A 21,801-nucleotide genomic window follows, 5' to 3' on the forward strand; every position below is an offset into this window, starting at 1 on the left:
CTGAAAATTGTGACAAACTGAGCGACTAGCGCTGCGGTGAGTAACAGATTTGCAAACTTTTAACATGAAGTGGAATGAGAAAAAAATACTTAGGAAGCACATTTTTGGTATTGCTGGTTGCATGCAGTGCAATGCGGTATTATCATTTCAAAGCACCAGATTCACCGGATAAGCCCAAATTACTGGAAGCAAAAAGCTCGGCAGGAAAATCGAAACAAGGAAAATCGTCAGAAAACGGCAATGTTCCTGACAGCACGCTCGCCACCATTTACAGCAGCATTGCAGCGAGGGAGTATCATGTTACTAAGGACCCCATTTCAGGGATTCCGCAAAGTCCCAATAGAAAGCAGAATTTGCGGGCGTATTTCAAGCCGGGAGTTTTTACAATTAAAAACCGCATTGACTCCGCAGGTCATGACTTCCGGTTAACCTTGAAGTTGGACGGTTTATACGCAGACAGCAGGAAACTAGCGGTCTCATCTGAGGACACGGCAACCATTATTTCCGAAAACAAGATCCAACTCAGGCAAGGCATCCTTACAGAAGAATACATTAACACCGAAGCAGGCGTCAGACAAAATTTCATTGTACAAAAAGCGCCGGGTGGCACGGATGAGCTCGTGGTAAAGTTGGCGGCCGATGGTCTGATCGTGAAACAGCTGCCTGATAATAAGCTACGATTTTATGCAAATAAAAAGAAAGATGATGCACCAAAGCTCACCTATGACGGCCTAAAATGCTGGGACGCAAACGGGAAAGATCTCCCAGCAACGCTTTCTTACAAAGATGGTTTAGTACAAATAGCTGTAAATATAAAGTCCGCAGCTTTTCCTGTGACCATAGATCCGCTTGTTTCAAGTGGAAATCCGGGCAATGCTAATGCACTGCTGGTTGGTAAGCAGCTGGGAGCACAAGCAGGCAGTTCTGTCGCAAGTGCCGGAGATGTGAATGGTGATGGGTATAGTGATGTGATTGTAGGAGCGCCTTTGTATGATTCGAACAAGCCTAATCAAGGTGCGTTTTTTATCTATTTCGGATCTTCCACAGGTTTAAATCCCAATGGGAGTATCACATGCACCGGAGACAATAATGTTGGTAATGCTTATTTTGGAAGTTCTTTGTCCGGGGCTGGAGATGTGAATGGTGATGGATTCAGTGACATTATTGTAGGCTCTTATGCTTATGCAAATGGATCAACAGATGAGGGAGCTGCATATATCTTCTATGGTTCAGCAAGTGGAATAAACCTGACCGGGACTAAAATTGAGTCAAATTTGACAACAGCCCAATTTGGGCAATCCGTCGCGAGTGCCGGAGACCTAAATGGCGATGGGTTCAGTGATGTGGTTGTCGGCGCACCGGGTTTCAGTAATGGCGAACAGAAAGAGGGTGCCGCTTTTATTTTTATGGGCTCACAATCAGGAATCTCAAGCACCCCATCTGATACATTAGAATCAAATCAGGCATCTTCATATTATGGCCAATCCGTTGCTTGTGCAGGAGATGTGAATGGCGATGGTTTCAGCGACCTCATTATCGGAGCATATTTTTACGACAACCTATTTTCGCCTAACCTGGGTGCGGCATTTATTTATTCTGGAGCAAGCTCGGGTATCGTGCATACTCCTGCAATGACATTATTCGGACAGCATGAAGGATCAAAATTCGGATACTCGGTAAGCAGTGCCGGCGACTTAAATGCAGATGGTTATAGCGATGTAATTATTGGTTCGCCCAATTTTGCCAATGGACAGAACGAGGAAGGTGCTGTCAGTATCCACCTGGCTTCTTCAGATGGAACTGGCATCCAAAATAAAGCGAATACACATATAGAAGGCGGCCAGGCCGGTGGTGCATTTGGAAAATCGGTTGCATGCGCTGGAGATGTGAATGGCGATGGGTTCAGCGATGTAATCATTGGAGAACCGGGACGAGACAATGCAGGAAACTTACAAGAAGGTTGGGCACATGTATACATCGGTTCGATAACCGGAGTTTTGAAATCGAAATCATTTTTCACATGCGGGCAAGCGGAAGCTGAGCTAGGAACTTCTGTTGCAAGTGCGGGTGATGTGAATGGCGACGGTTTTAGCGACATTATCATTGGTGCTCCTAATTATGATAAGAATGGAACCGACGATGGAATTGCTTTGGTATTCCATGGTTCAGCTGCAAGTGTTGAAACCAATTTTAGTGTTCAAGTTATCGCTAATCAGGCTGGGGCAGAACTGGGTTATTCTGTATCCGGAGCGGGAGATGTCAATGGAGACGGATATGACGATGTCATTGTAGGTGCTCCGTTTTTTGATCAAGGTGCCAATGATGAAGGTGTAGCGTATGTATACTTGTCGGATAACAATGGTGTTAATCTAAGTACGGGTCTACTTATCTGAGAGGTCAGGCGCTGGCCCATTTTGGGAAATCCGTGAGTGCTGCTGGTGATGTGAATGGTGACGGCTTTGATGACGTAGTCATTGGCGCACCACAATATGATTTACAAGGCCATATTAACTCAGGTGCAGGTTTCGTCTACTATGGATCGATTCAGGGAATTGTTGCGGCTCCTACCCATACGTTTTTATCGCAAAAGCGAATGCATTTGCAGGTGTGTCGGTCAGCGGAGCTGGAGATTTAAATGCAGACGGTTATGACGATATTATTGTTGGTGTACCGTCATATTCTGATGGCATAATTGTGAATAGAGGTGCCGTAATCATTTCTTATGGCTCCAAAAATGGCATAACAAGTGGGGCCGGGCCGCTTTTGATGGGATATCAGTCCAGCAGTGAATTTGGTGCCGCCGTTGCCTCAGCAGGCGATGTAAACGGGGACGGCTATGATGATATGATTGTCGGTGCTCATAAATTCAACAATAATCCCAACACACAATATGAGGGAGCTGCATTTGTTTACTATGGCGGCTTGTACGGCCTGGGAACAACAGGTGATATTTTGGATTTAAACAAATCACAAGCATTTACCGGGTGGTCTGTGGCTAGCGGAGGAGATATAAATGGTGATGGTTTTGATGACGTTATTGTTGGAGCCAGGAATTATAGCAATGCCGAAGTTGATGAGGGCGCTGTTGCAATCTTTTACGGTTCGGCGATCGGAGTCAAAACGCTCACTCCTACAATTATTGAAAGCAATCAAGCTGATGCATTAATGGGTGCTTCTGTTGGCTCGGCTGATGTTAATGGGGATGGTTATAATGACATTCTTGCCGGATCGCCAGCTTATACGGACGACCAGGGTAAAGAAGGTGCGGTGCTCGTGTATTATGGCTCTGAAAATGGTGTTATCACTTCTGTTGCTGCTGTAATTGGTGGCAACCAGATAAATTCTGGCATGGGCTATTCAGTATCATCTGCCGGAGATGTTAACGCTGATGGAATTGAAGATGTGATTGCCGGTGCTAATCAATTCTCAGGAACAGGGCGGGCATTCATTTATCATGGCAATGGCGATGGCATCAGTGTAAATAATGACCGTGCCGTCAGAGGAAACCTCAACCTTTACAACAGCGATCTTTCAACAAGCATTAGCAAAGACAATTTGGGGAAGGATGACTTTGGAGTTGGGTTGTATGCAAAGTCCTTTTTGGGACGGAATAAGGGTAAGGTGGTTTGGGAAATCATTGGCCAGGGTCAAAGCTTTTCACATGCAAGTCCAATTACAAATAGCACGCAGTCAACCGGACAGGGAAATTTGACGGACTTACTCCCTACCGAGGTGGAATTGAAAAGCTTGGTTAACAAAACAGACTTCCTAAACAAAATCAGAGCGCGTGTAAGATTTAGTCCTTTATTAGCGATCACCGGGCAAGTTTACGGTCCTTGGCGATATGCCGATGCATCCATTCTTGCGGATCCGAGTGCATTGCCTGTTGAGCTTGTCAGGTTCGAAGCGAAAGCCGTTGAAAAGCAAGTGGACTTGACGTGGGAGACAGCATCCGAATTGAACAGTGATTATTTTGAATTGCAACGTAGCAATGATGCCAAAGCCTGGGAAAAAATTGGATCTGTCTATTCTGCTGGTGATAGCAAAAAGTCAAACTTGTATAGCTTTATCGATTTTAAACCCCAGAAAGGTGCAAATTACTATCGTCTGAAAATGTTTGATAAGGACAAAACGTTCGCGTACAGCTCGATCAAGTCAGTTAATTTTGAAGGAAAACCGACGAGCCTTTTTCCTAATCCAGTGACTAACACGCTGAATATAGACTCTGAAACTTTGAACACGGAGATCTCCATTTACGACGTTTCTGGAAATGAAGTGCTTCGAAAGGCCGACGAGAATGGGATCAAGACAATGGATGTCAGCCCATTAATTCCCGGCAATTATTTGATTAAGCTGAAAGACAAGTCCTTTCACATTATCAAGAAATAACATTGCAACAAACGAAAGCGCCGATTTTACGTCTTATCAACAGTGTAAAATCGGCGCTTTTCATTTAAACCTTTACTGCAATTACAATCCCGGTTGCCCAAACTTGCTTGGTAAGCACCAAGTCTGGTCTTTTTTCAAGGTCTTCGATTAATTTAATGGCTTTCAGATCGTGTCCCTCGGGCCAGTTTGGTTGCGGGAGCATGTCGTCAATGATGTAGTAACCGCCTTTATTTAACATTTCAAGCACTTCATCGAGCATCAGATATTTGCCGTGCCAGGTGTCTGCAAAAATGTAATCGTATTTTTCAGATTTGTTGTTTTCCACCCATTCTCCGCCATCCGTTAATGTGAATGTAAGTCTTGGGTCATGGCCCAAATGATTTTCTGCTATTTCCAGGAACTTCGCTTCATTATCGATGGAAACAAATGTCGAATCTGCATCCATTCCATCGAGTATCCACGCTGTTGACAGTCCTGTTCCCGTTCCCAGTTCCAGAAATTTACCTGCCGGCTTGGAAGCTGCGAGCGTTTTAAGAAGTGAGCAAGTGGAGATGTCGGAAGCCATGGTAAAACCCGAGGCTTTGGTGGCGCTGTCAATTTCAGCGTACGCTTTTGGTAATGGATGATTGATTTCCTGGTTCATTCTCAGCCGTTTTTATGTCAATTGGCTAAACTAGAAATTTAATCACACAATCTTAGAACGAATGTTGCATAATAGGTGCCGAGTGATGCCATTGTCGACAATGTAAACTAAATGTTATGAATGGCTGATCAGCACCGGGAAGTTCGGGCGCATTTTTACATTTGTCTTCGCATAAAATTAAAGTACAATGTTTAAAAAGTTTTTACCAGCATTCGTAAGCTGCCTGGCTATGGCCGGTTGCATGGCTCCAAAATCAGCTAAAATCACTTCCCAGACTCAACAACCCGTTACAACCATCGCATTCGGTTCGTGCAGCGATCAAAAACGTCCGCAGCCGCTTTGGGACGATATCGTTGCCAAAAAACCGCAGGTCTGGATATGGCTTGGCGATAACATTTATGGCGATTCGGAAAGCATGGACACGTTGAAAGCCAAATATGATAAGCAAAAATCGAATCCCGTTTATCAGCAATTGATCAAAAACAGCTCAGTAATCGGTGTTTGGGACGATCATGATTATGGTGTGAATGATGGCGGCAAAGAATATCCACGCCGCGAAGAAAGCCAGCAGCTGATGCTCGATTTCATGGATGTTTCCAAAGACAGTCCGTTAAGGAAGCAGAAAGGCGCTTATTCGGCAACAACTTACGGGCCGAAAGGACAACGGGTGAAAGTGATTTTGCTCGATGGGCGTTATTTCAGGGACAAACTCATGAAGGAAGGGAAAGATAATGTTCCAAATCCGGATGGTGACCTGCTGGGCGAGGAACAGTGGCAATGGCTGGAAAAGCAGTTGACAGGTTCTGATGCAGATGTGCACGTTATCGGGTGCGGCATTCAGTTTTTGCCAGAGGACCATCCTTATGAAAAATGGGCTAATTTTCCCGTTTCAAAAAAGCGCTTTCTTGATCTGTTGTCTAAAACCAAACCGAAAGGCGCTATGCTCATCAGCGGCGACAGACACATTGCTGAGGTTTCTAAAACAACGGTTCCAGGCCTCGGTTACGACCTTTTTGATGTCACGAGCAGCGGCCTTACGCATGTTTCGAAGCCACACGAAGAACCTAATAAATTCCGCGTCGGCGAAATGATAGCGAAGCTGAATTACGGATTAATCACGATCAACTGGAACGCCAAGCCGCTTACAGCGACCGTTCAGATTAATGGAGATGATCGGGCGACGCTCCTCACGCAGGAAATTAAGTTCTGAAAACAAAAAATCCCCTTTCGGGGATTTTTTGTTTTATTATTAGTCATGCCCAGGTTAAACGAAATCGCCTACCCTTCCAAAACCAACTCTTCTCTTCTTTGCTTCTTAGCTTTCCGATTTGCAAACCGCTCTTTCAAACGGTCTACAACATAATAAACACTAGGAACCAGAAACAGCGTCAGCAAGAGCGAGCTTGTTAAACCACCGATGATTACCCAGGCCATGCCGTTTTTCACTTCGGCTCCGTCGCCGGAGGCTAATGCGATGGGTAACATACCGGCGATCATGGCGATGGTCGTCATCAGGATCGGGCGGAGACGTTCTTTGCCGGCTTCGATCAATGCGTCTTTCAATGCGTGACCTTCTTCTTTCAACTGGTTGGTGAAATCGACGATCAGGATCGCGTTTTTGGCTACCAAACCTAAAAGCATGATCATACCCACGATGGAGAAGATCGTCAAACTTTCCATTGTCAATGCCAATGCTGTCAATGCGCCGACCAACGCGACCGGGATCGAGAACAGCACGACGAATGGATAAATGGTGCTTTCGTAAAGCGCGACCATGATCAGGTAAATGAGCACGATACCGAGTACGAGCGCCAATCCGAGGCTCCCGAATGCGTCGGCCTGGTTTTTGAGGTCACCACGATATTCGATAAAAATGCCTTCCGGCAGTTTCACACTCGCCATTTTGGCCTGAATGTCGGCACCGATCGAACCGGATGGACGGCCGATTACTTGCGAGTTAATGGTGATCGAAGACAGACGGTCGATGCGTTGCAGCACACTTTCGCCCATTCCTTCTTTCACGGTTGCGAATTGGGAGAGTTCGAATGTTGTCCCGCCGTATTAACAAATGTCAAATGGCGGATATCATCGGCTTTGGAACGGTTAAACTGGTCCAAAGTCACCATAATGTCGTATTCTTTGCCATTTTCCTTGAATTTCGAACGGTCGTCCCCGCGGAATGCAGTTTGCAATGCAGCTCCAACTTCGGCGGCGTTGATGCCGAGTTGCGACATTTTTTCACGGTCGAGTTGCACGCCTACTTCCGGTTTTGGGTCGTCCACCGAGTAATCCACGTTGGCCGTTCCAGGAATGGAAGCCACAACTGCTTTCACCTCGGCCGCCGTTTTCCGGATTGTCTCCATATCGGTTCCTTTCACTGCCACCTGGATCGGCGCCTGGTTCGCATTACCCGTAATCGATGTCGGAGCGACGGTTACTTTTACGCCTGGAATTTGCAGGATTTCTTTTTGAATTTCCGTTCCAAAATCCTCCGCAGACATGGAGCGTTCGGCTTTATCAACCAATTGAACCGTCAAATCGGCAATGTTACTATTGGATGTCGTTCCCAAACCGGTGCTGCTGTAACCGACATTGGTGAAGACTTTTGTTACTTCTTTTCTGCTCAAAAGCAGTTTTTCCACTCTCTGCGCAACCTGATTGGTCTGATAAACGGATGCAGTCGGTGCCAATTCGATAGACACATTCAATTCGCCGCGGTCACTTTGCTGCATAAATGCTGCTCCGATAAACCCGCCCGGAACCAGTGCGATTGAACCTACGATCAAGATCAGGGACAAAATGAAAATGTATCTTTTGTGACCCAAAACCCACGTCAGAATGCGACCATACTCGTCTTTAATCCGATCCAAAAACCGTTCAAAACCAAGGTTAAGCTTGCCCCAAAGTGTGTTTTTATCCAAAATTTCTATTTTACCAAAACGCGAAGCAAGAAGCGGAGTTAAGGTAAATGACACGAACAAACTCATCAATGTCGAGAACACGACCACGAGGGAGAATTCTCTCAGAATGTTACCGATCAAACCTTGCGTCAATGCAAGCGGCACGAACACCACGACGTCTACTAATGTGATCGCGAGGGCTGTGAAACCGATTTCTGCACGTCCGTCCAATGCGGCCTGCCACCTGCTTTTGCCCATTTCCATATGGCGGTTGATGTTTTCCAAAACCACAATCGAGTCATCGACGAGGATACCAACCACCAGCGAAAGCGCCATTAACGTCATCAAATTGAGTGAAAAACCTAAAAGGCTCATCAAAATGAAGGTCGGAATCATCGACGAAGGCAATGCCACGAGGATAAACATCGAGCTGCGAACGCTATGCAGGAACAATAACATCACGACGGATACGATCAAAACCGCAAGTCCCAAGTCAAATACAACCGCATCGGCCGAAGCCAATGTGTAAATCGACTGGTCGGATGCAATGTTAAATTTCAGTCCGGCAGAAGCATATTGTTTTTCCAAAGTCGTCAAACGCTCGCGGGTCAACTTGCTCACGTCCACTGCATTGGCATCAGATTGTTTCTGAATTTGCAAGGCCACGGACGGACGACCATTAATGTGGTTCACGGCAGTTGCGTCGGCAGTTCCGTCGTACACTTCGGCAATGTCTTTCAGGAAAACCTGTCCTCCTGTGCTGTTACGGCCGACTATTACATTTCTCAGATTTTCAACCGTTGTCAGTTTCGCATCAAAACGAATGGAAAGCTGATCTTCCTGCGTTTTCACCTGACCTGCTGGGAATGAAGTATTTGCATTGTTAATCGCCATGGAAACCTGCGCGATCGACAAGCGATAAGCTTTTAATTTATCCTGACGAATATTGACCTGAATCTGACGCTCGGTGCCACCGATGATCGTCACCTGGCCCACGCCGGTTACGTTCGAAAGCTGTGGTTTCAGTTTCTCGATCGATCAAATCGTATAATGCTGATGGCGAAACGTTTGCGGTCACCCCCATTCTCAAAACCGGAATTTCGTCGGTTGAGAATTTGTTGATCACCGGGCGGTCCGCATCGTCGGGCAAAAGTGAGATAACCTGCTCTACTTTGCGTTGCGCTTCCTGTTGCGCCAAATCGACGCTGATTCCTTGTTTCAACTGGATAATGACAGAAGAAACGCCTTCCTGAGAAGTTGAATTGATCTGATCCAAACCTTCGATCGCCGACACGGCGTCTTCAATGTGCTTGGTCACGTTGGTTTCGACTTCGTCCGCAGCGGCACCGCGATACGTCGTCATTACACTTACTACATTGGCCTCAAACTTGGGTAACAAGTTGTAGGACAATTGTTTATAGCTGATCACACCAAATAGTATCAACACCGTGAATACTACTATGATGAAGAGCGGTCTTTTTACTGCTACTTCGGTGATTGACATTTTCTTATTCGTTTACTGATGAAAACTATTTAGTGACATTAACCGCGGCACCTTCGCTGAGGTTGATCTGGCCTGTTGTAATCACCGTTTCGCCCGATTTCAAGCCTGACAAAACTTCGATATTATCGCCCACTTCGCGGCCCACTTCAATTTTACGTTGTTTGGCAACACCATTTTCGACGGTGTACACATATGGGTTACGCACGCTTTCAACCAATGCGCTCCTTGGGATCAGCAATGCATTCTGGCTGCTTTTTTGCTTAAATTCCACGGTTACAAATGTTCCAGCGCGTAGTTGATTGGAGTTTTTGATCACGATTTCAACCGGGTAATTGTGCGATTCGTCGCCTTGCGGAGCAATGTAAGAGATCACACCGTCGATCTTTTTGTCAGGGAAAATGCTCGTGCTAACGGCCACATGCTGACCTTCTTTCAATTTATAAACATCATTTTCAGAGATCATCACCTGCACTTTCAGGCGCGAAACGTCCAGGATCGTTCCTATTGACGTTCCTACATTCACAAACTCACCCGGCTCAATGTTCTTCTTAATCACGCGACCGCTGATCGGCGCTGCAATCGAAGCATCATTGATCTGCTGCTTTATCTGTTCAGCCTGGTTCAATGCATTTTCGTAGTTGTATTTAGTATCATTTACCTGAATTTCAGTCGCAGCATTTCCGGCCAAAAGTTTGGTGTAACGATCTGCGTCTTTTTTCAGTTTGTTAATATTCAATTCGGTGGCTTGAAGTGAAAGCTCTTTCAGTTTGCTATCCACTTTCACAAGCGTCGCACCTTGCGAAACGTAGGTTCCGAGGTCGTATTTAACCGATAAAACTTTGCCGGCAGATGTCGCCATGATCTCGGCTTCTTTGAATGGGATCAGGCTACCGGTCCGCACGAGGTCCTGACTTGTGCTACCTTCTTTTACTGCCACTTGGCAGTCACCGGAATGGTAACATTTTTATTATCCGGCATTACTTTCTTCGCGTCCATTTTGGACTTGTTCGCTACCAACCGAAACCCGATCAGGAGTCCGATTACGAGAATGGAGCTGGCTATTATTATTTTCCTTTTCATGGAAGTTCAATTTTGAATGATTGAATGATTGAATGAGTGAATGTTCTGAATTGTCACATTGAGCGAAGTCGAAATGTCGACCAGCGACTATTCATGACCTATTTATGGTAATGCTGTATAGAAGTTGTTCAGGCTTCCTTGTGACTGTTCCAGGCCTAGTTTGGCTTGGTAGTAACTTAGCATTGAGTTGATGTAGTTGCTTTGCGCTTCTTTGTATGAAGTTTCGGCGTTTAGCAGGTCCGACAATGTCACGGTGCCTTCTTTGTATTGCAATGTGGTTACGTCGTAAACCTCTTTTGCCAAAGTCACATTGGCCTCGTCGTTGCCCAGGTTTAGTTTCGCTTTTTGAAGCTGCGTTGTAGCATTGTGATTTTGAAGCTGGTAATTCTGAACATTCAATTTCAGCTGCTCATTTTGTGTCATGAGGTTCAAATCAGCTTGCTTATACTGCGCATCCTTTCTGAAACTGTCAAAAATTGGAATAGAAAGCTTCACCCCAATCGCTCCGAAACTGAACCAATTACCCCAGGATTCACCCAGATTCTGACCCAGCGATTGCATACCATAACGACCATAAACCGATAATTTTGGCAGGTAACCCGCTTTGATCCGCTCTTTTTCCAATGATTGCAATTGCATATTGACATTCTGGATTTTGAAATCGGTCAGGTTAGCGACGTCGAATTGCTCTGGTTCTATTAATTTGAAGGGTTGGTTCAATGGGTTATCTGTCAATTCAAGCTGCTCGTTCAGCGGCATGCCCATTTGAAATTTCAACTGGTTTTGGGCCAAAATCAAATTGCTTTCTGCAAGTGTCAATTGTGACTTGATGTTGTTCAAACTCACTTGCGTGCGGTCAAAATCCACTTTTTTGATCACACCGTTGTCCAGTTGAAGCTGTAATGTTCCCAGGATCTGCTGCGTTTTTTCTAAATTATCTTTCAAAAGGTCGATCTGCGCTTGTGTAACAAAAACCTGATAATAAGAGCGTCTGTAACATTGAAAATGATCGTCTCTTTTGTCTTCTGCGCGTTCAATGCAGCGTTTTGAAGATTTGGCTTATTCGCCTTAATCCCAACCAATAGCTGCTGATCAAAAATCACCTGATCGGCCTGAGCAGAAACGTTGGTCGAATATTTCGTTCCCAGCGCAACCCGGCGATCTTCTCCACCAAACAAAGCTCCCGGCAAAACAGTTGATTGCAGCTTAATGTTATCGTCAAGTGCGCCGTTACCAGCCACTTGCGGCAGATAACCCGCCAATGCTTCCCGTCCCTGTTGCACGGCGATGCTCTCCTTATACTGGGCTATTTTCACATTGCCATTGTTCTTGATCCCGTAAGCAATGCAGTCTTTCAGGCTGAGGCGGGTTTGAGCCCACGAAGGCCCGGCCGTCGCAACGAATGCCAGCATTGCAATGATCCATTTACTTTTCATCTTTTCTGGTTATTAATGATTTGTGGCTAATCTTGTATTTAGTTGACACGTCTACTGGTGATATATCAACTATTTAATAAAATTTTTTATTTTTCAACTATGGCTGCAACTCTGTCAAGATAACTGATGAATGTCTTGCGCTCTTCGTCTGTGAAATGCTCCATTACGTGATTATCAAATGCGATTACCAAAGATTGAATGCGTTCGCAAACGAATTTCCCGCTTGGTGTCAATGTGACCAGATTCTTTCTTTTGTCCTCAATGTCACTTTCTATTTTCAAAAATCCATCTTTATGCAATGTTTGTACAGAGCGCTGAATGCCCGCTTTATCTTTTTGCAGCACATTAGCAATGTCCTGTTGCGTCATCACATGCTCCTGGAAATATACAACCATTAAAATCGGCAACTGTTCAGCCAGAACCGGAATTCCCTCCTGAACCAGCTGCGCATTCATTTTCTTAAAAACAATCTTCGTAACAACCCCCAGCTTGAATTGCAGGGAGTTCTTCATATCCTCTTTTATGTTGAAAAATTTTGGCTGTGTCGCGTTCATGATGCAAATGTATAATACGTTGATATATCAACCAAATGTTTATTAAAAAAGTTTTTGTTTCCAAAAACTTTTTATGCGTATTCTTCCCCGGGCTTAAGCCCGGGGGAATTAACTACTTTCGACGGAGTGTGACGCGGAACTTGCTGACGCTCTGTTTCCCCCGGGGCTTAAGCCCGGGGTTAGTACATCGTCCACTCCTGACGGAGTTCAATATCTTTTATCTACCAAGTGTCTTAATCAACATTCCCTTCGTCACTTTATCCGATAATGCCATGCCGTTAATGATGGCCAATTCATCCAACTGCTTGTCAGATTGATTGTTATCTCTTAACGCATCCCTCAGCGATCCGTCGCGTTGAACAGTTTTGATTCGGATGCGGTCTGGCTGTCGATTCAGAATGTTGCCATCCGTAACTGACTTGAAGCCTTGTGCGATGGATTTGAACTGACCGACACTTCCGCTGAAATTAGCAGCCTGCGCCACGCCGTGGATTGCATAAATGTTGCCGCCATATTGGATCAGCCAGGTCGCAACCTGAATGGAATTTGCCGTCGGTGCAGCTTGCTGGCCGGATTGTGTTTGAGCCGCCTGCGTTGACACCATTACAATCGCTGGATTGCCATTGATCGTTGTTTTCTCATTTTCAGAAACTTGCAGACCGTAATTTTTGACCACACCCTGTGCCGCCTCTTCCAATGTTTTGCCTGGTGCAATGGTAAAAAGCACCATTGATTTTCCGTCCTTAGCAGCCATTTGGAACTGTGCAGGCGTGTTTTCATATTGCCATCCGCTTGGAACAGGGAATTGCAGCTTTAACTCGGGATGATAGAATGTATTGTTTTCCACAAACCCCTGCTTTGGGTCGGTTCCGTAGATAATGCCTTCGATTTTGCGCAGATAGGCATCGCGGTTGACATTATATTTAGCAGGATGTTCTTTTTGATATTCGGTCGCCAGTTTTTCAACTTTCGTTTGTCTGCCGCCCGGATCCGGGTGCGTTGATTGAAAAGTAGGAATTGATTGTCCACTTTTTTCGCTGATCTTTTTTAATGTTCCGAAGAAATCAGCCATTTGATGTGCGTCATAACCGATCTTGCTGGAATACTCCACACCAATTTTATCTGATTCCGTTTCGTGCTCTCGGCTGTAACTTAAAAGCAATAAGCCTAAGGCCTGTTGCGTCTGATCCGCAAGCCCACGCACCGTTTCCGAAAGCACCATTCCAGCCATCAATCCAACCTGACCAAAGATCTGGGAAGTTTGCTGACGCGCTGAATGTCGAGCCGTAATGTGGCCAATTTCGTGACCGAGAACGCCGGCAAATTCAGCTTCATTATTGAAGTGCGCCATAATCCCCCTAGTAAAGTATACGTAACCGCCAGGCACAGCAAAAGCGTTGACAACCGGCGAGTCTACAATGAAGAATTGATAAGGCAAATCAGGGCGGTGAGAGATGTTTGCCATCGCTTTTCCCTTCTCATTAATAAAGGCATTCAGGTTTTTATCATCGTAAATCCCCATTGTAGCCACAATAGAGGGGTGTGACTCTGCACCAAGGGCGATTTCCTTTTCCTTGGACATAAAGATTATTTCCTTCTTGCCAGTAACAGGGTTTTTGGAACAACCGGATAGGAAACCTGCACCAACAAGGCACAGAAGCACGTGAAATTGAAATTTCATTTTCATAAATTAAAAAGAATGACTGTTAGCAGAGCGTGGTCAATAAATTAGTAAAGCGATACTCGAAAGAATCATGCCACATTCAATTGCCGGCTTGTCGGACGGCGTGCAAACTAAATATATTTTACATTAACTATGCTTATTATCTAAATTACGCCAAATTGGTATGAAAGTTGTCGATGGCCTTTGATTCCTCTACTGCGTGACAACCGAAATTACATTTACACTATGGATGCAAAAAAAAGTACTTTCAGTCTGCTGCCTTCGTGGCTGGTGCGATTTGATTTTTTGGGACTTTTTGAGCAGGATCCATTCGGTAACTACTTGATATTTAAGCGCATTATCATTTTTATCATTGGCTGGTTTACTTATTACAGATATACGGCCGTCAATAAAATAGAAATTATTGGCAGCGATCAGCTTTTAGAACTGCCCGATAACGGCGTCCTTTTTCTGTCAAACCACCAGACTTATTTCGCAGACGTCATTGCGTTTTACCATATTTTTTGTGCAACCAAATGGGGTTACAAAGACACCATTTCACCGCCGTTTTACCTGTTTTCACCGCGTGCAAGATGTTACTATGTAGCCGCTTCGGAGACGATGAAAGAAGGGATTTTGCCAAAATTATTCAGCATAGGCGGCGCAATAACCATTGACCGCTCCTGGCGTGCTAATGGTGAAAATGTGAAACGGCAATTGGATAATGCGGCGCAGGATAAAATTGGAATGGGACTGAAACACGGCTGGGTTGTGAGCTTTCCGCAAGGGACTACGAAGCCCTTTGCGCCGGTCCGTAAAGGCACGGCACATTTGATCAAAGACCATCAACCCATTGTGATTCCGGTTGTTATCAATGGTTTCCGCAGGGCATTTGATAAAAAAGGGCTTAGGTTTAAGAAAAGAAATACGAAGCTCACCGTTCATTTTAAGCCTCCTATGCACTTTTTACCCGACGAATCTCTAGAAAGCATGATTGAGCGTGTGACCAAAGCAATTGAGCAGGAAGTCCCGCGGGAAGGACCGGCGCTGGCTGCCGTTACCGAAATCCAATAATGGGTTCTTCACGTAGATAAAGAAATTACACGCAACATTCATGGCAGGCAAAAAAGTATTGATCACGGGCGGAACGGGACTGATTGGCAAACGCCTCACCGAAATGTTACTTGAAAAAGGTTATCAGGTCGCGTTTTTGAGCCGAAAAAAAACCAACATTCCTTCTGTAAAGGTGTATGAGTGGGATGTTGCAAAAGGTTACATAGAAGCTGGCGCAGTTGAAAACACGGATTACCTGATCCACCTTGCAGGCGCAGCAGTGGCAGAAGGTCGCTGGACCGAAGAACGTAAAAAAGAAATCATTACAAGCAGGACCGAAACCATTGGCCTGATCGAAAAATATTTAAGGGAAAAAGACATTAAGCCTGCTGCATTCGTGTCGGCTTCCGGAAGCAGTTATTACGGTGAAGATACAGGCGATGTCCGTCATACTGAGCATTCTCCGGCAGGAAATGACTTTCTCTCGCACGTTACGGTTGTCTGGGAACAAGCCGCTGACCGCATTGCGAATATGGGCATCCGGACCGTTAAGCTGCGAACCGGCATTGTTTTAAGCAATGATGGCGGCGCACTTCCGCAAATGGCGGCTCCGGCAAAGTTCGGTTTTGGAGCGCCGCTGGGCTCAGGAAAGCAGTGGATTTCCTGGATTCACATTGACGACCTTTGCAAAATGTATGTTGAAGCAATAGAAAATGAATCCTGGGAGGGCGCTTATAATGCAGTCGCTGCCGATCCGGTGACCAATGCTGTGTTGACCAAACAAATTTGCATTGCGCTCGACAAACCGCAATGGCTTCCTAATGTGCCTTCGTTTGCATTGAAAGTGGTTTTTGGCGAAATGGCCAATGTTGTCCTTGGCAGCAGTTACCTGATCAATGAAAGAATTGCGAAGGAAACCAATTTCAAATACGATTTCCCGGAGCTGGATAAGGCGCTCCGTGATGCTTTTTCAAAGTAAGTCGCTCCTACTCCTCCTCTTCTTCACGCTCTTCATCGGACAACGTCTGCAATGTTGAAAGCCACTTGTCGCGTTGCATTTTTGCCTTAAAGTCATCCAGCACATTCAACTGAATGTTGCCATTGCTGAATGTCGACATTTGAAGTCCTACGAATGACAAAGCTTCGTTTAACCTGTTTTCGAGCGGCTCGGCGGTGAAAATGCAGTCATTCCAATACCAGTCCAGCGTTTCGCCAGCGACTTCTTCTACTATATTAATGTAGTCTTGCAGGGTGTAACCGATAAATGGTTTTCCAAAACGGGTCCATAACAACTGCATAACCGTGTCCAATGACTGCGCATGGTTTGTTTTTTTCCTTAAATAAAGGTCCAGAATGAGCGCAACCAATGCGCCTTTGTGATAAACTGAAACTTTGCGATTAGGAATTCCTTTTTCATAACCATCCAGCCAAAGGTCAAAAGACGAATCAGCAAGCGATTGTGTGGCGTGCGAGCTGCTTTCGAAATGCCTTTTCATGTAAACCTGCAACTCCTTAATGTAATTCTCGTCAGTGAAAACGCCGGAGCGTTTCAGGAAAAGATCGCCATAGTAAGTCGTGCAGCCTTCCGCTACGAAGCAGGTGCGGAAGTAATTTTCTTTGGTAAAATCATAAGGCAGCATTTCAGCCGGGCGAATGCGGATAATGTTCCAAGCGTGAAACAATTCGTGCGAGCTCACACCCAGCAGATCCGAATAAAGTCCTTCACCCTCATCATCAGGCCCCAGCACGATCATGGTCGAATTGTGATGTTCAACCCCGTGATAAAAGGCAGTGGGCAGGATCAGATTTAAGAAATGATAATCTTTTTCGGGAAACTCCCCCATTGTTGCAATCTGCTCGCGCGAAAAACGGCGAAAATCGCGCTTAATCCGGTGCCAGTTGGGTTGAAGGTTGCCGTGCATCCATATTTTAAACTTCACACCGCGAACGTCGTAATGCCGTTCCTGCAAGGTTTTGGAAGCCAGCAGCGGGCTGTCGACCAATTGGTAAAAGTCCCTGGCGTACAATGTATTATTCGTGCAAGGCAGTCCGCATGCGATTTGGTAACCTTCCGGCAATTCGAGCTTCACTGTGTAAGCTTCGCCGATGCGGCCTTCCGTATACATGCAGAAGTTGATGAAATTGAGATACCAAAGTTCTTCATCTACATAACTGCTGCCCGCATTTTGAATGGATGCATAGAAGTTATAGCGTATCCTAACCTCTTTTTCACCAGCCGTTGCAACCTGCCAGCGGTCTTTCGTTACTTTACGAAGAGACAGTTTCTGATCGGTCGCGGAGATCGCTTCGATAAATTGAATATTTTTGGCGAAATTCTGTATTTCGTATCGTCCGGGTCTCCACGCAGGCAGCTGAATTTCGATGACGTCTGCATCAATTTCAGGGATTGTGTAAGTAATGTTGATTAAGCGTGACTGTGGATCAGATACGTAAATATTATAATGCATAGGTGATGAAAGGTAATTTGAGGAGTGAGTAGCACTAATTGAGGCCTAAACCAAAATCCGGGATTTCTACGTTACCAGTTACAATGTTATAAAATAAACGATTTTAAGATGAAAAGTAAAATCCTCCTGCTATGCACAATGCTATTTGGCCTTTTATTCAGTTCGTCCTTAATGGCACAAGATGACGAATATTACCGCCCCGACTCGTTACGAAAAGAGAAAACCGAAGAGGTCGAAAGGCCTCCTGTGGAAAACAGGAATATTAAAGAACTGGCTGAGAAAAAACCACTTGCCGATTTCAAAGACCGGCCCTTTGTTGATCGCGTGAGGCTGGGCGGAAGCTTTGGGCTAAGCCTGGGAACCGTAACCAACATTAACCTGTCACCAATGGCTGGTTATGAACTTACAGAGAAATTGGTAGGCGGCGTTGGTGTGACTGGAATGTATTACAAATCCCGCTATTTTGGTTTTAATGAATTCTATTACGGCGGCCGTGGCTTCTTAATGTATTCTATTTTTCCAATGGTAAATGTGATTGCGGAGTTGGAAGGAATGAATGTGGAAATGGACACATATACAAAATATGACGCCAGAAAATGGATTGCGTCACCGATGCTTGGAGCCGCATATTCTCAGCCACTTGGCAGCCGTTTTATCAAAGCTGTGCATTTTACTGCTTTGTTTAATTTCAATTATAATAACCAGATTGACGATTACGGAAACAATATTTCGCCTTATGGCAGCCCTTTCGTGTTCCGGATCACATTTCTGTAAGATTGTGTTTACACTATATATAATGAACCACTGTTTCAACGCAGTGGTTTGATTTTTTAAACCAACAGGCAAGCGTGCTTTGCGGCTAACATTTAATAACTGATAAAATGGAAAACCCCGTTCTGATTTTTGGTGCCGGCGACTTGGGCGTTCAGGCATTGGATATATTCAAAAGAAATAATGTACTTGTTTACGGCCTTTTGGACGACCATAAGGAACTTCATGGCAAAGAATTTGGCGACGTGAGTGTTTTGGGAAATACGGATGATGTCGGCTTTCTGAGCATTCTCGGCACGAAATGTGAAGCCTTCGTTGCTATCGGAGAGCGTTCGGTCCGCGAAAGATTGGTGGAAACATTGACAGATGAATACAAATCAATGCCTATCAACGCGATCCACGACAGCGCCTTGATCTCGGATATGGCGACCATTGGTCATGGAAATCTGATCGGAGCCAGAGTAACCATTGGTGCAAAATCGAAAGTAGGGCATCATTGTCTCGTTCAGACTGCCGCTGTGGTGGATACATGGGCGCAGATTGGTGATTATGTTACGGTGGGTGCTGGCGCGATTATTAATGACAGAGTGAAAATTGCTGACGGCGTATTTATCGGATCGGGCGCGATAATCGTGGCTGGGATTGAAATTGGCAAGAATGCAAGAATCGGAGCGGGCTCGGTTGTAGTTGAAAATGTGCCTGCTAAGGCCACCTATTTCGGCAATCCGGCACGCAAGATCTGATGCCAATAAAATTTCCCCATAGTTTTTTTATTAAATCGAATACATTACCTTTGCAGTCCTTTTGACAGAAAAAGTGAAAGAGCTAAGTAAATACAACATAGACATTTACGGTTTGGAAGACAAACAGTATGACTATGAAATGGAGTCCGGAGATGATTTTTTCCAGGAGCTTGATCAGGATCTGATTGAGTTTGGCCATTTCAAAACGCATATTGTCCTGAACAAATCGGCCACTATGATCCAGCTTAATTTTCACACAGTTGGAAGCGTAACGCTCACTTGTGACAGAAGCCTGGAACCATTTGAAGAACCCATTGATTCCAACGAACGCATTATATTAAAGTTCGGGGACCACAATGAGGAGCTTACAGAGGAGATAGAGATCATAGACAGAAACACGACGAGAATCAACGTAGCCCGTTATCTTTTCGATTTCATAGCATTATCCCTTCCCATCAAAAAGATCCATCCGGATTTGAGAGGTGAAGAAGACGAAATAGATCCTTTGGATGAAGCAGACGGCATTTTGGTATATTCATCAGAAACCGCAGAAAGCGAAGAAACAGAGGAAGAAGAAAAGATTGACCCGCGCTGGGAAGCATTAAAAAAGCTGAAGGGCGAATGATACCCCGATACCCGTCGGCTTAAGCCTACGGAAAATTATAATGACCGACGGTTTCAACCGACGGATAAAAACAAAAACAAAACATACAGAACATAAAGCATCATGGCACATCCTAAGCGGAGACATTCCACAACCCGTCGCGATACGCGCAGAGCACATGACTTCCTTACAGGAAAACAATTGGGCACTGATTCTTCAACAGGAGAAATTCACCAATTCCACCGTGCACACGTTCACGAAGGTAACTTGGTTTACAGGGGTAAAGTTGTAGTTGAAAACTACACCAAAACAGTCTAATTTCAGTCGATGAGTATACAGATTTCGCAGCAGCCGTATAAAAGTTGTTGCGAAATTCTTTTTTACTACGGCACATCTGCTAAATTTACACCTTCGATTTCTTACTTATTAGTCTAAAATAACAGCGTGTAAATGAAAATTGCGGTAGATGCTATGGGGGGAGATTTGGCTCCACAAGCAATTGTTGAAGGGGTAATTCAAGCCTCTTCTGAACTACCATCCGAGGCGAGAATCGTTTTAATTGGCCGTGAAAGTGCAATTTGGGACATTTTTAACCAACACAACTTCACCCCTACTAATATTGACGTTGTTCACGCAGAAGATGTTACTGAGATGGGGGAACGTCCAACGAAAGCCCTTTCTCAAAAACCCAATTCCAGCATCGGAATAGGGTTTAAGCTTCTAAAGGAAAAAGAAGTTGACATTTTCTGCAGTGCCGGGCAATTGCAGGAGCGATGCACGTCGGAGCGCTTTTCAGCATTAAGGCGATCGAAGGAATTTTAAGACCAGCCATTGCAGGGTTTGTGCCACAGGTTGACGGCGGTTATGCAATTATGCTGGATATAGGCGCTAACGCCGATTGCAAGCCAGAAGTGCTTGCCCAATTTGGAGAAATAGGCTCCCTTTTTGCCCAGTACACTTTTTCAGGATGGATAAGCCTCGTGTGGCCCTGATGAATATCGGGGAAGAGGAACAAAAAGGTTCTCTAACATCTCAGGCAACCTATCCCCTGCTCAAACAAAATAAGCGAATTAACTTTATAGGAAATATTGAAGGTAAAGATCTCTTTACCAATAAAGCGGATGTGATTGTTACAGACGGCTTTACAGGCAATGTTTTATTCAAATTGGGCGAGTCGCTGTATGAAATTTCAAAGAAGAGAGGCTTAGTGATGAATTTATAGATCAAACTAACTATGAATCCATCGGTGGAAGTTCTATCATTGGGGTTAACGGAAATGTCATGATCGCTCAGTGGGGTTTCGTCACCGTTAGCAATCAAAAATACGGATCGGCTGGGCTTATAAACAGGTTAAGTCGAAAGCATATTTGCATATCAGCGCAAGCATTGAGTTAGTTTCAAAATGCTGACAACCACGAAATGAATAAACTATTACTGTCCCTTTTTACAAAAACCTATTCGGATTTTGAATAGTTAAATGTTATCATGACCCATATAAAAGCCTCTATAACAGGAATACAAGGGTATGTGCCTGATTATATTTTGACAAATGCCGAGCTGGAAACAATGGTTGCGACAAATGACGAGTGGATCGTCAGCCGCACCGGCATCAAAGAAAGGCATATCCTCAAAGGCGAAGGTTTCAGGGAGTGCTCATATGGGTGCCGAAGCTGTTAAAGGATTGTTGGCTAAAACAAACACTCTGCCCAGCGAAATTGACCTGCTGATCTGCGCCACTACAACCCCGGACTTCGTTTTGCCATTGTCACAGCCAATCTCATTTGCGATATGGTCGGCATTAAAAATGTAGGGCAGCTTTGACATTCAGGCTGCTGTGTCGGGATTCGTTTATGCGCTTACCCTTGGCTCTCAGTTTATTGAGACTGGAAAATACAAAAAGATTATCATCGTCGGTGCTGATAAAATGTCCGCGATCGTAGATTATACGGATCGGAAACTGGTGCTGAACAACAGTGCTCTAAAATCAGATGGT

General features: G+C 44.9%; 16 protein-coding genes and 4 pseudogenes. 12 read left to right on the forward strand and 8 right to left on the reverse strand.

All coding sequences use genetic code 11. From position 1 onward, the window contains the following. The first annotated feature begins 74 nt into the window (after positions 1-74). The 3 genes from AC0IYG_RS01740 to AC0IYG_RS01750 are packed head-to-tail and all read left to right on the forward strand — an operon-like array spanning position 75 to position 4,389. Positions 75-2,393, forward strand: coding sequence for an integrin alpha (locus tag AC0IYG_RS01740; RefSeq protein WP_471709297.1), 2,319 nt, complete (start codon positions 75-77; stop codon positions 2,391-2,393). Between the two features lie 32 nt (positions 2,394-2,425). Further along, complete coding sequence (locus AC0IYG_RS01745; RefSeq protein WP_471709298.1) at positions 2,426-2,635, forward strand: FG-GAP repeat protein; 210 nt, start codon at positions 2,426-2,428, stop codon at positions 2,633-2,635. 59 nt (positions 2,636-2,694) lie between these two features. Further along, the gene (locus AC0IYG_RS01750; protein WP_471709323.1) at positions 2,695-4,389 is read left to right on the forward strand and encodes an FG-GAP-like repeat-containing protein; all 1,695 of its coding nucleotides are present in this window, start codon (positions 2,695-2,697) and stop codon (positions 4,387-4,389) included. A gap of 64 nt (positions 4,390-4,453) precedes the next feature. On the opposite strand, the gene AC0IYG_RS01755 is transcribed toward AC0IYG_RS01750, so the two are convergent. After that, on the reverse strand, positions 4,454-5,032 hold the full coding sequence (locus AC0IYG_RS01755) for an O-methyltransferase (protein WP_471709299.1): 579 nt from the start codon (positions 5,030-5,032) through the stop codon (positions 4,454-4,456). 229 nt (positions 5,033-5,261) lie between these two features. On the opposite strand from AC0IYG_RS01755, the gene AC0IYG_RS01760 reads away from it, so the two are divergent. Then, positions 5,262-6,242, forward strand: a complete 981-nt coding sequence (locus AC0IYG_RS01760; protein ID WP_471709324.1) for an alkaline phosphatase D family protein — start codon at positions 5,262-5,264, stop codon at positions 6,240-6,242. Between the two features lie 68 nt (positions 6,243-6,310). Here the strand turns inward: AC0IYG_RS01760 and AC0IYG_RS01765 are convergent. The 6 genes and pseudogenes from AC0IYG_RS01765 to AC0IYG_RS01790 all read right to left on the reverse strand — a co-directional run bounded on the left by AC0IYG_RS01765 (position 6,311) and on the right by AC0IYG_RS01790 (position 14,193). Then, a pseudogene (locus AC0IYG_RS01765) lies at positions 6,311-9,436 on the reverse strand (efflux RND transporter permease subunit). A gap of 25 nt (positions 9,437-9,461) precedes the next feature. Beyond that, positions 9,462-10,516, reverse strand: a pseudogene (locus AC0IYG_RS01770) (efflux RND transporter periplasmic adaptor subunit). 102 nt (positions 10,517-10,618) lie between these two features. Continuing rightward, positions 10,619-11,554: a TolC family protein gene (locus AC0IYG_RS01775; protein WP_471709325.1), complete on the reverse strand. Its 936-nt coding sequence runs from the start codon at positions 11,552-11,554 to the stop codon at positions 10,619-10,621. Beyond that, the gene (locus tag AC0IYG_RS01780) at positions 11,458-11,952 is read right to left on the reverse strand and encodes a hypothetical protein (RefSeq protein WP_471709300.1); all 495 of its coding nucleotides are present in this window, start codon (positions 11,950-11,952) and stop codon (positions 11,458-11,460) included. The genes AC0IYG_RS01775 and AC0IYG_RS01780 overlap by 97 nt, the downstream gene beginning before the upstream one ends. 86 nt (positions 11,953-12,038) lie before the next feature. Beyond that, positions 12,039-12,506, reverse strand: coding sequence for a MarR family winged helix-turn-helix transcriptional regulator (locus tag AC0IYG_RS01785; protein ID WP_471709301.1), 468 nt, complete (start codon positions 12,504-12,506; stop codon positions 12,039-12,041). Positions 12,507-12,723: 217 nt separating this feature from the next. Beyond that, positions 12,724-14,193 carry a M48 family metalloprotease gene (locus AC0IYG_RS01790; RefSeq protein WP_471709302.1) on the reverse strand — a complete coding sequence of 490 codons (1,470 nt, stop codon included), beginning with the start codon at positions 14,191-14,193 and terminating at the stop codon, positions 12,724-12,726. Between the two features lie 222 nt (positions 14,194-14,415). Between AC0IYG_RS01790 and AC0IYG_RS01795 the strand changes: the two genes are divergently transcribed. Both AC0IYG_RS01795 and AC0IYG_RS01800 read left to right on the forward strand, forming a co-directional pair. Then, a complete protein-coding gene (locus tag AC0IYG_RS01795) occupies positions 14,416-15,243 on the forward strand; it encodes a lysophospholipid acyltransferase family protein (protein WP_471709303.1) in 828 nt (275 codons plus the stop codon). A 40-nt stretch (positions 15,244-15,283) separates the two neighbouring features. Next, complete coding sequence (locus AC0IYG_RS01800; protein WP_471709304.1) at positions 15,284-16,201, forward strand: TIGR01777 family oxidoreductase; 918 nt, start codon at positions 15,284-15,286, stop codon at positions 16,199-16,201. Between the two features lie 7 nt (positions 16,202-16,208). Here the strand turns inward: AC0IYG_RS01800 and AC0IYG_RS01805 are convergent, their stop codons facing one another. Further along, positions 16,209-17,690 (reverse strand): M61 family metallopeptidase, encoded by a 1,482-nt coding sequence (locus tag AC0IYG_RS01805; RefSeq protein ID WP_471709305.1) that lies wholly within the window; start codon positions 17,688-17,690, stop codon positions 16,209-16,211. Between the two features lie 108 nt (positions 17,691-17,798). Here AC0IYG_RS01805 and AC0IYG_RS01810 point away from each other — a divergent pair, with 108 nt between their 5' ends. The 6 genes and pseudogenes from AC0IYG_RS01810 to AC0IYG_RS01835 all read left to right on the forward strand — a co-directional run. Next, complete coding sequence (locus tag AC0IYG_RS01810) at positions 17,799-18,464, forward strand: hypothetical protein (protein WP_471709306.1); 666 nt, start codon at positions 17,799-17,801, stop codon at positions 18,462-18,464. A gap of 107 nt (positions 18,465-18,571) precedes the next feature. Further along, the gene (locus AC0IYG_RS01815; RefSeq protein ID WP_471709307.1) at positions 18,572-19,204 is read left to right on the forward strand and encodes a NeuD/PglB/VioB family sugar acetyltransferase; all 633 of its coding nucleotides are present in this window, start codon (positions 18,572-18,574) and stop codon (positions 19,202-19,204) included. Positions 19,205-19,265: 61 nt separating this feature from the next. Beyond that, positions 19,266-19,829, forward strand: a complete 564-nt coding sequence (locus AC0IYG_RS01820) for a YceD family protein (protein WP_471709308.1) — start codon at positions 19,266-19,268, stop codon at positions 19,827-19,829. 102 nt (positions 19,830-19,931) lie between these two features. Next, positions 19,932-20,126 carry a 50S ribosomal protein L32 gene (rpmF, locus tag AC0IYG_RS01825; RefSeq protein WP_471709309.1) on the forward strand — a complete coding sequence of 65 codons (195 nt, stop codon included), beginning with the start codon at positions 19,932-19,934 and terminating at the stop codon, positions 20,124-20,126. A 132-nt stretch (positions 20,127-20,258) separates the two neighbouring features. Then, positions 20,259-21,217, forward strand: a pseudogene (gene plsX / locus AC0IYG_RS01830) (phosphate acyltransferase PlsX). Positions 21,218-21,293: 76 nt separating this feature from the next. Then, positions 21,294-21,801, forward strand: a pseudogene (locus AC0IYG_RS01835) (thiolase family protein); the annotation flags it as partial.

The organism is Dyadobacter sp. AC419 (genome assembly GCF_979253085.1).